Source organism: Streptomyces sp. MS06 (assembly GCF_047200655.1).
Classification (GTDB): Bacteria; Actinomycetota; Actinomycetes; order Streptomycetales; family Streptomycetaceae; genus Streptomyces.
In genome coordinates this window covers 92,953-105,814 of sequence record NZ_JBJZOJ010000005.1, presented here as the reverse complement: position 1 = coordinate 105,814, position 12,862 = coordinate 92,953, and the positions used below count along the sequence as shown (strand labels likewise).

Annotated in this window: 11 protein-coding genes, 1 pseudogene and 1 CRISPR repeat array; of the genes and pseudogenes, 6 read left to right on the top strand and 6 right to left on the bottom strand. The window is 71.6% G+C overall.

Annotated elements, in window-relative coordinates:
* Nucleotides 1-25: 25 nt before the first annotated feature.
* Entirely contained in the window at nucleotides 26-2,851 is a 2,826-nt protein-coding gene (gene cas3 / locus ACL02U_RS04265) for a CRISPR-associated helicase Cas3' (RefSeq protein WP_412789252.1), read from the bottom strand.
* 222 nt (nucleotides 2,852-3,073) lie between these two features.
* Nucleotides 3,074-3,834: direct repeats of the CRISPR family, unit length 29 nt; unit sequence GTCCTCCCCGCCGACGCGGGGGTGTTCCG.
* Nucleotides 3,835-3,860: 26 nt separating this feature from the next.
* Between cas3 and ACL02U_RS04260 the strand changes: the two genes are divergently transcribed.
* The 3 genes and pseudogenes from ACL02U_RS04260 (at nucleotide 3,861) to ACL02U_RS04250 (ending at nucleotide 5,104) form a co-directional block, all read left to right on the top strand.
* A complete protein-coding gene (locus ACL02U_RS04260) occupies nucleotides 3,861-4,154 on the top strand; it encodes a hypothetical protein (protein ID WP_412789251.1) in 294 nt (97 codons plus the stop codon).
* A 259-nt stretch (nucleotides 4,155-4,413) separates the two neighbouring features.
* Nucleotides 4,414-4,938, top strand: a pseudogene (locus tag ACL02U_RS04255) (AraC family transcriptional regulator ligand-binding domain-containing protein); the annotation flags it as partial.
* Between the two features lie 22 nt (nucleotides 4,939-4,960).
* Nucleotides 4,961-5,104, top strand: coding sequence for a helix-turn-helix domain-containing protein (locus ACL02U_RS04250; protein ID WP_412789288.1), 144 nt, complete (start codon nucleotides 4,961-4,963; stop codon nucleotides 5,102-5,104).
* 66 nt (nucleotides 5,105-5,170) lie between these two features.
* On the opposite strand, the gene ACL02U_RS04245 is transcribed toward ACL02U_RS04250, so the two are convergent.
* Together ACL02U_RS04245 and ACL02U_RS04240 are read right to left on the bottom strand one after the other, a co-directional pair.
* On the bottom strand, nucleotides 5,171-6,178 hold the full coding sequence (locus ACL02U_RS04245; protein ID WP_412789250.1) for an AraC family transcriptional regulator ligand-binding domain-containing protein: 1,008 nt from the start codon (nucleotides 6,176-6,178) through the stop codon (nucleotides 5,171-5,173).
* Between the two features lie 10 nt (nucleotides 6,179-6,188).
* The gene (locus ACL02U_RS04240; RefSeq protein WP_412789249.1) at nucleotides 6,189-7,274 is read right to left on the bottom strand and encodes an NAD-dependent epimerase/dehydratase family protein; all 1,086 of its coding nucleotides are present in this window, start codon (nucleotides 7,272-7,274) and stop codon (nucleotides 6,189-6,191) included.
* A gap of 278 nt (nucleotides 7,275-7,552) precedes the next feature.
* Here ACL02U_RS04240 and ACL02U_RS04235 point away from each other — a divergent pair, with 278 nt between their 5' ends.
* Together ACL02U_RS04235 and ACL02U_RS04230 are read left to right on the top strand one after the other, a co-directional pair.
* A complete protein-coding gene (locus ACL02U_RS04235; protein WP_412789248.1) occupies nucleotides 7,553-8,383 on the top strand; it encodes a helix-turn-helix domain-containing protein in 831 nt (276 codons plus the stop codon).
* 8 nt (nucleotides 8,384-8,391) lie between these two features.
* The gene (locus ACL02U_RS04230) at nucleotides 8,392-8,583 is read left to right on the top strand and encodes a DUF397 domain-containing protein (RefSeq protein WP_412789247.1); all 192 of its coding nucleotides are present in this window, start codon (nucleotides 8,392-8,394) and stop codon (nucleotides 8,581-8,583) included.
* A 103-nt stretch (nucleotides 8,584-8,686) separates the two neighbouring features.
* Here the strand turns inward: ACL02U_RS04230 and ACL02U_RS04225 are convergent, their stop codons facing one another.
* The 3 genes from ACL02U_RS04225 to ACL02U_RS04215 form a co-directional block, all read right to left on the bottom strand.
* Complete coding sequence (locus ACL02U_RS04225; RefSeq protein WP_412789246.1) at nucleotides 8,687-9,292, bottom strand: PASTA domain-containing protein; 606 nt, start codon at nucleotides 9,290-9,292, stop codon at nucleotides 8,687-8,689.
* 162 nt (nucleotides 9,293-9,454) lie between these two features.
* A complete protein-coding gene (locus ACL02U_RS04220) occupies nucleotides 9,455-10,348 on the bottom strand; it encodes a hypothetical protein (protein WP_412789245.1) in 894 nt (297 codons plus the stop codon).
* Nucleotides 10,345-10,563: a hypothetical protein gene (locus ACL02U_RS04215; RefSeq protein ID WP_412789244.1), complete on the bottom strand. Its 219-nt coding sequence runs from the start codon at nucleotides 10,561-10,563 to the stop codon at nucleotides 10,345-10,347. The genes ACL02U_RS04220 and ACL02U_RS04215 overlap by 4 nt, the downstream gene beginning before the upstream one ends.
* Nucleotides 10,564-11,137: 574 nt before the next feature.
* On the opposite strand from ACL02U_RS04215, the gene ACL02U_RS04210 reads away from it, so the two are divergent.
* Entirely contained in the window at nucleotides 11,138-12,850 is a 1,713-nt protein-coding gene (locus ACL02U_RS04210) for a sigma-70 family RNA polymerase sigma factor (RefSeq protein WP_412789243.1), read from the top strand.
* The last annotated feature ends 12 nt before the right edge of the window (nucleotides 12,851-12,862 follow it).

The following is a 12,862-nucleotide window of genomic DNA, read 5'->3' as shown; positions in this document are numbered from 1 at the left end:
CGCCGATGCGGGGGTTTGAGCAACCTCACTCCCGGACGAGCCCCAGCTCAACATCAAGGCGCAGGGTCTTCTCGCCCACCCGCACTGCCTGTGCCAGCCCGTCCACGACGGGCTGGCACAGGAGGCGCAGATCGCCCAGCATGGGGTGCTCCGCCCAGGAGGGGGGCGGCCGGTGGGCGTCCGCTTCAGCGCGGTTGAACCAGTCGGCGCGGACGGGGATCGTCCGCCGCATCACGCGCCGCACATCCGACGCTGTCGGTTCGGCCTGCGTTGCGGGGAGCTCTTCCCGGCCGGCCACGTCCAGTGTCATCCGCCCGTCCGGCTGCTGGTGCACGCACAGCAGGCGCACCGAGTCGGCGCCCAGACGGGTCGCGGCCTCCCACTCGTCCTCGGCGCCCTCCAGGTGATGCATCTCGTGCAGCTCCCACAGGCTGCGCGCCCGGGGCACGACCACGACGTCCGCCATACCGCGCGCCGCCATCTCGCCGCCCCGGTAGGCACTCCAGGCGGCCGACCTCGCCGGGCTGTCCCAGTCGAAACGGTCGGCACGATCCCCGTGCACCTGCTCCACCAGCTGCTGCACATCCCCCGGAAGCGAGATCTGCCCCCCGTCCAGCCCGGCCAGCACCTCGGATGTCTCGATCAGCAGGTGCTCGGCGTAGACCTCCCCCCACTGCACGGGCGCCTTCCCACCGCCGGCCAGCGGGTCCAGCACCACCAGCCGCGGGGCATCGGCCCAGCCGGGCCGTGCCCGCCCACCGGGGTAACCATGGCTTGCCCACCAGTTCTCGTGCCGCCAGCACCGGCCCGCCCGCTGCAGCAGCAGCGCCAGCGGAGCCAGGTCACTGATGACGAGGTCCGCATCCAGGTCCAGGGACTGCTCCACCACCTGCGTCGCCACGACGATCCGCCGGGCGGGACGAGGCCCGCTGCGGCCCATCCCGCTCGTCACCTCGGCCGTCCGCTCCTCGCGCACGTCCCCGGGAAAGCGGGCGTGCACCAGCAGCAGCTCCTCGCCGGTCAGCGACGTGAAGCGCTCCCGCAGACGCAGATACGTCTGCTGGGCCTCGCCGACCGTGTTGCACACCACCAGAGCGCAGCCGCCCTCACCCGCAGCCACCGGCTCCACCAGCCGCTCGATCACGGCCAGCCGGCCCCGTGCACCCGCCTTCGCCCCGTGCACCACCGGCGCGACCTCAACCCCCAGGTCCATGCTCCGCACCGCAGCCTGCTCCTGCTGGCGCACCGCCGACATCGGCGTGCACGCGCCGCCGTCGGCGTCCACATACAGCCAGCCCGGATACGGCGCCGGAAACTCCCGCTTCCTCAACCCGGAAGGCTTCATCCCCGCGCCCCGCAGGTACTCCTTGATCAGCTGATCGCTCACGGACACCGGGAGCGTCGCCGACAGCAGCACCACCGGCACCCCGAACATCCCCAGCCAGTTCAGCAGCCGCCCCAGCAGCACCTGCATGTAGGGGTCGTAGGCGTGCGCCTCGTCGACGATGACCGCCTTGCCCGTCAAACCGAGCAGCCGCAGCGCGTTGTGCCGCACCGGCAGCACCGACATCAACGCCTGATCCACCGTGCCCACCGCGAACTGCGCCAGCAGCGCCCGCTTCATCCCCCGCAGCCAGCGCCGCGGACGCAGATCAGCCTCCGACCGCACCGCACCCGGCCCCTCGTCCCCGTCACAGACCAGAACCCCGCCCCCGCCCCCGAGCTCCTCATCCGCGTACGCGGTGTTCAGCCACGCCATGCTGTGCAGCAACGTCAGCCCGGCCCCGTGCGCTGCCCGCCGCCGAAGCGAGCCGGCCACCCGCCCGTACATCTGGTCACTGGTGGCCATGGTCGGCAGCAGGAAGGCGTAGCCGCGGGTGGGGAAGACCTGCGACAGCACCCGAACAGCCTCCAGCGCCGTCTCGCTCTTGCCGTCACCCGGCGCGGCCGTCACCAGCAGAATCCCGCCCTTCCTGCCGCCCTCCGCGGCAGCCGGGAGCTCCTCCATCACCGACCGCTGCAACGGGTTGGGAGACCCGTCGATCCCGTAGGACTCCGCAAACCCCCGATACGCCAGCTCCACCGGCTCCAGGCCCGCCTCCCGCAGCACAGCGGGCGCATCAGCCTCCGAGCGGCGGAAGTGATCCTCCAGCGAGCGAGTCAACGCCTGCTGCCGGCCCCTGACGTAGTCCACCTGGCTCACGAGCCAGTCCGCCAGGATCACCACCCCCGTCACCAACACGGCCGCACCCGCACCGAACGCACCCGAAACCCCCGGCTCCCCCAGCAGGCGATGCACCGCCTGCGCGTGCAGCTCCCGCTGCAGCGCCCACGCCCGACCACCCAGCCGCTCCTGTACCGCCCAGTGCGCGTTACGGCGGTAGTCATTGCGGTGGAAACGCCCGTGATGCCCACCGATGATCTCCGCGATCCGCCGCACCGCAGATCCCTCACCGTCATCCCTGAACCCGAGAACGCCAAGAACGGCGGACGTCGCCTGCATGCCCGCGACATCGTGACCGACCCGCTCGACGCCGATCTTCCCCACATCCGCGAGGAACGTTGCGCTGAGGTAGTCCCTTCCATGCCGCGAGCAGAACTGGAAACCCGAGATCTTGCCGATGTCGTGCAGCCCCGCACACAGCGCCACCACCCCGCGCGCCTGCTCAAGCGAGCATTCCAGGCCGGCGGCAACAGCCCGCCGCTGATTCTCCGACAGATACACATCCCACAGGCACGCAGCCATCGCCGCCGCGTCCAGCAGATGCCGCACCAACGGATACGGCGCACAGTCCGGGTCCAGCCCCCGCGACTTCCCCCACGCCGACTCGTCCAACACCGACAGCCCCATGACTCCCCCTCCCCCGCCGAACGGAACACCCACCACCAAGGATCCAAGCACCCGCCACCGACAACGCCTCCCCAGCAGCACAATCCCGATCCACGCGCCATACGTCCGCAGAGCACCAGAAACAATCCGCCGCCGCGCGTGGGGCCCTATCCTCATCCGCATGACAGGACCACCAAGGGTAAAGAGATTGCCAAGCCACTTCTAAAGCGCAGGTCAGGAAGTGTCCTCCCCGCCGACGCGGGGGTGTTCCGCTGACCGCAGTGTCCGCCACCGGGTGGACCTCGTCCTCCCCGCCGACGCGGGGGTGTTCCGTCGACTGACCGCACTGGAAAGTGACCTTGCGGGTCCTCCCCGCCGACGCGGGGGTGTTCCGCGGGTCTGGCCCACCGGTGCCCGGATGCTGGCGTCCTCCCCGCCGACGCGGGGGTGTTCCGGCCAACCTGGAGCAGCTGGCCGGCGCCATGTCGTCCTCCCCGCCGACGCGGGGGTGTTCCGTAGTCGTACCCCGGCGCACCCGCACCGTGACCGTCCTCCCCGCCGACGCGGGGGTGTTCCGACGTACGAGACCGACTCCGACGACTCGCAGTAGTCCTCCCCGCCGACGCGGGGGTGTTCCGGCGACGGACGGTGTCACGGCCACGTGGACGCCGTCCTCCCCGCCGACGCGGGGGTGTTCCGGCACCGGCCCGACCGGCACCGCCACTACGTCCGTCCTCCCCGCCGACGCGGGGGTGTTCCGCGCACTGCACCAGCAGTGGTGGCCCGAGTAGCGTCCTCCCCGCCGACGCGGGGGTGTTCCGGTGAGCTGCGCGTCGTCGACGTCGACGGGCACGTCCTCCCCGCCGACGCGGGGGTGTTCCGGCCTGGGCTCGGATGGCAGCCCGGTCGACGGGGTCCTCCCCGCCGACGCGGGGGTGTTCCGTTCAGATCGAGGCTGCCAAGACCGACTCGATCGTCCTCCCCGCCGACGCGGGGGTGTTCCGCGACGGTCAACGAGACGATCAGGCTCTTGATGGTCCTCCCCACCACTTACACCACGTCCGTGGCGCCCGACTCGGCACGCTGCGCCGCGGCCCTCGACATCCCGTCCTCGGCGGGCTCGGCGACCGCCTCCTACACGATCACGATCACCCCCTCCTCCGGAGCCCGCTACCGCCGGTCCCTGACCGTCGACTGGGGCGCACACCGCGGACGGACCGCCGATCTGGGCACGTACGCCACGAGCGGCGGACACGTGGAGATCCGGCAGACCATGGCCCCCGCCGGCAAGGCCGCGCTGCGACTCGACTGCTGGTCGGGATGAGCGGCCCGGTACGTCCGGCGCCCTGTCCGGGCAGGGGCGCGGACGAGGCGGGCGGGCGATCCCGCGACATGTGCCGCCCCTCGCGAGCAGACCGGCGCCTTCCGCCAGTCCGGAAGCTGATCATCCGCGCTACCGTGAAACGACGCGAGACCGGGCCCGGGCGACGCCACGGCCCGGTCGTCCGACCGCTGCCGCGCCGGAACCCGAGCCGGCCGGCGCGCGGCGCCGCGGACACGGCGCGCAGAACGGGGGCCCACGCATGACGACCGACGGCTTCACGGTCCAGCCGACCGCGCGGGCACTGCTGGCCGACCTCGGCATCGACGCCGGCCATGTGCTGCGCCGGGCCGGGCTCCCGGCCGACCTGTTCACCCGCGAGTCCGTCGTCCTGCCGCCCGACGCCTACTTCGCCCTCTGGCTGGCCGTGGAGGCGGAGTCCGGCGACCCGGAACTTCCGCTCGCCATCGCCCGCTCGCTGCGCGCGGAAGTGTTCGATCCCGCCATCTTCGCCGCGCTGTGCAGCCACGACCTCGGTGCCGCGGCCCGCCGGCTGGGGACCTACAAGAAGCTGATCGGTCCGATGGTGCTGAGCGTGCGGGAGACCGCGGAGGGCCTGGAGGTCGCCTACGAGTGGCCGCCGGGACTGGTGCCGCCCGCCGTGCTCGCGGTGACCGAACTGGCCTTCTGGGTGGTCCTCGCCCGCATCGCCACCCGCCACGAGGTGCGGCCCCGGCGTATCTCCACCCCGGAGCCGCCGCCGAACCCCGCCCCCTACCGGGAGTTCCTTCAGCGCAACCCGGGAGTCACTGGCCCGCCACTACCTCAGGAACTCGACCATGTCCGTCCGCGACATCGCCTACCTGCTGGGATACGAGGACCCCAACTCGTTCTACCGCGCCTTCCACTCCTGGACGGGCCGCACTCCCGCGCAGGTGAGCTCCGACCGCTGACGGCGACGCGCCGCACCCGCACGGCCCCGTACCCGCCCCGCACGCCGGTGTCCGGCGCCTGCGACCTCACACCGAAGCCCCGGCCCCCGAGCGCACCCCGCGCGGGGTCTGGCCGGTCCACTGACGGAGCGCGCGGTGGAAGGAGGTCAGCTCCCCGTACCCGATCAGAAAGGCGATCTCGGTGTACGACAGCGAGGAGCGCCGCAGGTAGGCGCGGGACATCCGCTCCCGGGTCCGCGCCAGCACGTCCTGGAACGAGGTGTGCTCGGCGCCCAGCCGGCGCTGCAGCGTGCGCGGGCTGGTCCCCAGCTCCGCCGCCACCTCCGCCAGCGTGCGCCGCCCCGCGGGCAGGCAGGTCAGCAGGGCCGTCCCGGTGCGCTCCGTCCAGGTCGCGGACGCCTCCAGGTCGCGCAGGCGCCGGCGCAGCTCCGGTTCGAGCTGCTCCCACATACCGGCCTCCGCGTGCGTCACGAACGGCCGGTGCATGTCGTAAGGGGAGAAGACCACCTCGGCGCGGCGGCCCCGGGTGAAGACGGTGCCGTCCAGGAACGCCGCGACGGCACTCTGGTCCGCGGGCGGGTCCGGCACCGCGATCCTCGCCGGCCCCACCCGCACCCCGGTCGCCAGCCGCGCGAAGGCGACCCAGAACAGCAGCTCGAACCGCTCCAGTACCGGAGGCGGCGTGAAGGGATCCCGCGGGCGCAGCGCGATCCGCAGGCCCGCGTCCGTACGCAGGTCCAGCGTCACCGGGTACATCAGCCGCTTGTACGTGCCGATGCGCTGTGCCGCCTGGACCAGGTCGCGGCCGGCCAGACCCGCGAAGACCGGTATGTCGAAGTGGTCGGCCGACACCGCCGAAGCCGCCGCTACCGCCAGGTCGGGACCGGCGTACAGGGCGTCGGCCGCCTCCCAGAGGGCGAAGAACTCCTCGGCGCCGACGCGCGCCCCGGGCCGCCCGAGGAGGTCCGCGGGCAGCCCCGCCCGGCGCAGCACGCCCGCCGGTTCCAGACCGAGCGCGGCGAGACCGCGGCCCCACTGCGGGGCGAGGGCATAGGTGGACACGGTCGCGGTCACGGATGCGGTCCTACTTGCCGGGGCTGACCGAGCCCCGCTCGACGAGCTGCTCGAACATGTCCTCCATCGACTCCCGCAGCCGCCGGTACTCCATGCCCAGCTCGCGGCGGCTCTTGCCGTTGTCCGCGTGCCAGGGGTGGTTGACGTTGCGGCTGACGAAGGTGCGGGTGAGCCCGGCGGTCGGTGCGGCGAGCCAGACGAGCGGCTTGGGCAGGGCGCGCCGCGGCAGCGGGAAGCGGTCCCCGAAACGCGGGAGCAGCACCCGGGCCAGTTCGAGGACGTCCGTGTCGTGCCCGGAGACGATGTGGCGGCCCCGGACGTCCGGGAGGTACCCGGCGGCGATGTGCGCGCGAGCCAGGTCGCGGACGTCGACCGCGCCGAGCCCGGCCCGCGGGGCGCCGTGGCGCATCGTGCCGTCGCCGAACTGGCGGACGATGGAGAAGCTCTCCGACGTGGGCTGGGCGTTGACCGCGGGCCCGACGACCAGGGAGGGGTTGACGACGACCAGCCGCCAGCGGTCCTGCGCGTTGGCGATCTGCCAGGCGGCCCGTTCGGCCAGCAGCTTCGAGTAGCTGTACGGCTGGTGGTCCAGGGAGGCGGTGGTGTTCCACACCTCCTCGGTCAGCCGGCCCCCGGGAGCGGCGGCGCAGTCGGCGGCGTCGGTGTAGATCGCGGCGCAGGACGAGGTCAGCACGACGCGTTCCACCGAGGGGGTGGCGTCGGCGCTGCGCAGGACGGTGCGGGTGCCCTGCACGGCCGGGTCCACCAGCTCGCGCTGGGGGTCGTTCACCTGCGTCGTGAACGGGGAAGCGGTGTGGAACACGACGCGGCAACCGGCCATCGCCTCGCTGTAGGAGCCGTCCTCCAGCAGGTCGGCGGCGAAGAACCGGATGTCGCCCGGTGCCTTCTCCGCGAAGTCCAGCAGGTGCTGGATCTTCGCCGTGTTGTGGGGGTCGCGTACGGCCGCGTGCACCGTGACGCCCGCGTCGAGGAGCCCCTTGACCAGCCACCCCGCGACGTATCCGGTCGCGCCGGTGACCAGAGCGGGGGCCGAGGTGTCCACGGTGATGCCGGTGAGGTCTGGTTCCTGATGCATGGCTCGACCCTAGAACGCTCCGGCGGACTTCTCTTGTCGGATCACGCCAGGGGCGGGACGTCGCGGCACATCCCCGTTCGGGGGAGTTGCGGACTCCAGACGGTCGGCGGTCGTGGACTGTGCGTAGCGTGGGGCGGGGCGATGCGCCCACGGGCGCGGGCCGCACCCGCGCGTGGTGCGCTCGCCGGCGGTGCCGGACGTGATCGCTCCCCGGGTCGGTCGTGGGGTGGACGGGGTCCGGTGGCTTGTGGCGACGGTCGTACGGGAGGAGCAGCGGCGTGGACGACGCGGTCCGGCAGCCGGAACACGAGGTCGGCGGGGGCATGCTGTGCGTGTTCGGACGGCAGTTGAAGCTGTTCCGGGAACGGGCGGGGATGGATCGCGCGAGGTTCGGCTCGCTGACGGGCTACTCGCCCTCCAGCATCGCGTCGTTCGAGCAGGGTCGGCGTGTCCCACCGCCGAAGTTCATCGACCGTGCGGACGAACTGCTCGCAGCGAGTGGGGTGTTGAGCGCCGGCAAGGAGGAGGTGGCTCGGGCGCAGTATCCGGCGTTCTTCCGGGATGCGGCCAGGTTGGAGGCCGAGGCAGCCGTACTGCATGTCTATGCCACCCAGGCGGTTCCGGGGCTCTTGCAGACTGAGGAGTACGCACGGGCCGTGTTCGACATGTGGCGGCCCCAACTGGACGTAGAGGTAAGCGAGCAGCGGCTGGCTGCCCGACTGGCGCGGCAGGGGATCTTCGATCGACGGCCTGCTCCGCATCTGAGCTTCGTGATCGAGGAGGCCGTACTGCTGCGCCCGCTCGGTGGTGCGTTGGTATGGCGGGGGCAATTGGAGCAACTCCTGCTCATCGAGGAGAAGCGGAACGTGGAGATCCAGGTCATGCCGCTCTCCCGACCGGAAAACGCGGGCCTGGCCGGTCCGTTCACCTTGATGGAGATGAAGGATGGGCGCAGGATCGCCTACGCGGAGGTGCAGGGCGACAGCCGTGTGCACACGGAGCGCCAAAGGGTCCGGGAGCTTGAGCGTACGTACGGGACTCTGCGCGCCCAGGCCCATACTCCGGCAGAATCACGTGCGTTGATCGAGAAACTGTTGGGAGAGAGATGAGCGGGGATATGGCCAGGCCCGACCGGGACGGACGGACCTGGGTCAAGAGCAGTTACAGCGCGGGCAACGGCGGCGAATGCCTCGAGTTCGCCGCCCTCCCCGGCACCGTCCACGTCCGCGACTCCAAGGACACCGCGCGTGCCGAACTCGCCGTGGGCGCCACGGCGTGGGCCGAGTTCGTCGAGTTCGCGGCACTCTGACGGGGAGGGGCGGGGGCCTCGGCGGCAGCGCGCTCGCCGAGGGCCCCGTTCGCCCGTGAGTCGACGGGCCGGACCCGAACGGCCGGTTGCCGCCGTCCGGCGGTCAGCAGGACTCGTCGAACTTCACCACGGTGAACGTGACGGGCTGCCCGGTGAGTTTCGTGCCGGGCTTCGGGTCCTGGGTGCACACCTTCCAGTTCGACTCCACGATGATCATGCGGTCCCGGCCGGAGGAGTCCTTCACGCTGATGCTCGTGGACGGGTCGAGGGCCTGCCGGGCGAATCTGACGGACTTGCCCTTGAAGTCGGGCATCCCCGATCCGGCGTCCGGCGCGGTGCCCTCGTCGTGGGCGGGGCAGGTCTCGTCCAGCTTGACCGCGGCCAGGTCGACCTTGGTGTCCGTCGGCTGCCGGCCCGGCTTCGGGGTCTGGGAGCAGACCTTCCAGTTCCGGTCGAGGATCTGGTTGCGGCTGCGGCCGAGCGCGTCGTGCGAGCGCAGGTGGTGGAAGCCGGCGGCCTGCGCCTGGTCCTGCGCGGACTGGAGGCCCTTGCCGGTCAGGTCGGGCAGGGTCGCGGTGTCACCGTTCTTGACGGAGTCGGTGGCGGACGCGCTGCCGCTGCCGCCGCCGGTCGCGTCGGGGTTGCATCCGGTGAGCGCGAGCAGTCCGGCGGCGGCGAGGGCCGCGATGGTGGTGGTGCGGGTGCGCATGAGATCCCCCAGGTGACGTTCCTTTGGACTCAGGATGCGTCAGGTGGGCCGACCGCACCGGTCTCGTGAACGAGTTGTGACGTCTCGTTCGAGGTGCCGTGGCCACTGGCGGGGACGGTATTCGGGCACGCCCGCGGGAACGGGGGCCGAAGGGTACGGCCCCTACGAGGGGGCGAGGGGGAGTGCGTCACCGAGCGGATCCGCCGGGTCGATGCGCGATGTGTGCGATGTGAAGCCGCCCTCCTGCATGCTGTAGTCGTACTGCGTGCCTCCGATGTCGGAGGCCACCGAGAACGGGCCGTCATCCGCCCCGCGCACCTGGGTCGATCCGGACCTGCCATCGCTCGTCCAATCGACTGTGAAGCCGAAGCTGTGGACTCCCGAAACCGTGAACGCGACGATGGTGAGCACTTCGGGGTCGTCGTCCGTCACCTGGACCGGGAAACCTTTCACCCGCATCCTTCCTGTGGCGTCCTGGCCTTCCTTGAACTCGAGTTCGGGCTTCTCCTTGTCGAGGTCGACGAGGAAGGAGCTTTCGTTCGTTCCGCCGCAGCTTCCCACCCGCTGGACGCGAACGCTTCCGGCAGGCGTGGGTTTCACCCCCAGGACATCGGGTCTCACCTTGTTGATGACCACCGCGTGGGACGACCGGCCCTGCAGCGTGAGCGTGATGATCGTCAGGTCGGCCGTGATGGCATGATGCTGCTCATCGAAGGTGGCAAGCTTCTTTCGGCCCTCCGCGGCCTCCGCTGCTGTTTGACCCGGCCGGCCGTCCAGGTGTGCCGCGATGGCATCCAAGGCGGGGGGCGGTTTCGGGTAGACCCTGCCCAGGCCGCCTTCGCAAGCGTCCCATGGGTCGTTTTCGGACACCGTGTAGGTGAAGGGGGCTTCGGTAGTCGATGACGGTGAGGCGGGACCGACCGACTGGGACTCGGTGCGGCCCACGTTGTTGTGACCGCCGCACACGGAGCCGCCCGAGCACTCGTTCTTCGAGCACCCGAACAACAGGCCTGTGGAGAGCAGCAGGGCGACCGAAAGACCGGCCCGGCCCCTCACCGGCTTCCCTCCGGACTCCCGGACGACTGCGGTGCCCGGCCTGAGGAATCGCCGAAATCGGTGTTGTTGTCGTGGCCGCAGACGCTCTGCTGGCTGCACTCGTTGCGGTCCCCGCCGATGGTGTCGGTGGCGAACAGCGCGACGAGAGTCCCCGCGATCGTGACGGCGGCGGCAATGGCCGCCAGCCACACCCGCGTACGTTGTTGACCAGACATGGTCATACTCTCCCCCTGGGCCGCTGCGTCGCGGAAGAATCGGCGCACGCCAGAACATGCACAGGTCACCCTCTGGCCACCATTCGTCCCTCACGGTAGCGGAGCTGTTGGGCGGGCGGCACGCGATCTGACCGAAACGCCGTGCTGCGGCATGCGCGGGACGCCCGGCTGAGGGTGGGTGCCCCGGCGGGATTCCGGGTCGGGAACCGGACGGTCCCGACGAGTGGGCGCGCGTGTGCAGGCGGTGCCACGCTGACGCGCTCGCGTGTCCGCCTCGGCACTGCCCGGTGCGGGCCGGCGTGCTTCTTCTTCAACCTCGTTGCCGCTGTGGAAGGAAACGCCAAATTGCACCCTGAACGGATGAAGTAGGTGCATACCGCCGCTGGTTACCGGTGAAGATGAACGGCGGGGGTGGTTCGTGACCGTGACTGTGATCCCGCCCATTGCGGGGGCCGTACCGTGCGGCCAGTCTCTGGGCGAACGAGTCTTTCGAAAAGTTGTTATCGGAAGCTCGGCGGGGGGTCTCCCATGTGTCGGGCAGTACCGTCCGGCACCGAGGACAGGGATGCTTCTGATGAGTACACAGCACGCGATGGAGTCGACGGCGCTGGTCACCGCCGCCCGAGCGGGCGACCAGGCGGCCCAGGACGCTCTGGTGGGCGCCTACCTCCCGCTCGTCTACAACATCGTGGGCCGTGCCCTGAACGGTTCCGTCGACGTCGACGACGTCGTTCAGGACACCATGCTCCGCGCCCTGAACTCGCTCCACGGCCTGCGCAGTCCCGAGGGCTTCCGCTCCTGGCTCGTCGCCATCGCGACCAACCGGGTCCGCGCGCACTGGCAGGCCCGGCAGACCGCACCGGGCACCACGGAGGAGGTCCAGGACCTCGCCGACCCGGGCGCCGACTTCGTGGACCTGACCATGGTCCGGCTGCAACTGTCCGGTCAGCGCCGGGAGACCGCGCGCGCCACCCGGTGGCTGGAGCCCGAGGACCGGGCCCTGCTGTCGCTGTGGTGGCTGGAGTGCGCCGGTGAACTGACGCGTGTCGAGGTCGCGGCGGCGCTGGAGATGTCGCCGCAGCACACCGCGGTCCGGGTGCAGCGGATGAAGGCCCAGCTGGAGGCGGGCCGCGTGGTGGTCCGGGCGCTGGAGGCGCAGCCGTCCTGCCAGGAGCTGGGTGGCATGCTGACGTCCTGGGACGGCAGGCCGTCGGCGCTGTGGCGCAAGCGGATAGCCCGGCACGCCCGAGCCTGCGTGCGGTGCTCCGGACTGTGGAGCGGACTGATGCCCGCCGAAGGACTCCTGGCCGGACTGGCCCTGGTCCCCGTCTCGGCGGCGCTGCTCGCGCACTGCGGCGTCACACCGGACGGCATGGCCCTGGCGGGCTCGGCGTCCCCGGTGGGGACGGCTGGTGCCGGTGCCGGTGCCGGTGCCGGTGCCGGTGCGGGGGCGGGGGCGGGTGTCGGCGCGGCAGCCGGGGCCGGGCATGCGCGTTCCGGCCACCGCGCCTCGGGCCGCCGCGCCGTGTCCCGCAACGCGGCCCGCCGGCGCCGCCGCGACCGGCGCCGCGCCATCGGCGGAGCGGTCGTCGCGGCCGTCATCCTCACCGGCGGCGGCCTGTGGTACTTCGCGACCGGGCCCGGAACCGGAGACACGGGCGAGCAGGAGGAGGCCGCCGGGCGTCCCGCCGACGACCCGGTGCTGGACCTGTCCGCCACCCGCAACATCGAGGTGGCACCGCCGACCCCGACCCGGTCGCCGAGCCCCAGCGCCTCGGCCACCAGGAAACCGAGTCCCACGCCGAGTCCCGCCCGCCCCACGAAGCGCAGTTCCGCCCCTTCTCCCTCCGCCCGACCGAGCAAGAAGGCCTTCGCCGCGGCGCCGCCGGCCGCGCCGACCCCTGCCGGCACCGTGGACCAGGTCGTCGCGCTGGTCAACAAGGAGCGGGCCAAGGCGGGTTGCGGGCCGGTCACCGAGGACGCCCAACTGGAGAAGGCCGCCCGGGGCCACTCTGACGACATGGCGGCACGCGACTTCTTCGCCCACACCAACCCCGACGGTGCCGATCCCGGCCAGCGCATCACGGCGGCCGGCTACCCCTGGTCCACCTACGGGGAGAACATCGCCCGGGGGCAGCAGACTCCGCAGTCCGTCATGGACTCCTGGATGAACAGCCCGGGCCACCGTGCCAACATCCTGAACTGCTCCTTCAAGGACATCGGCGTGGGCGTCCACCAGGGCTCGGGCGGCCCCTGGTGGACCCAGGACTTCGGCAGCAGGCTCTGACGGACGCGTCGC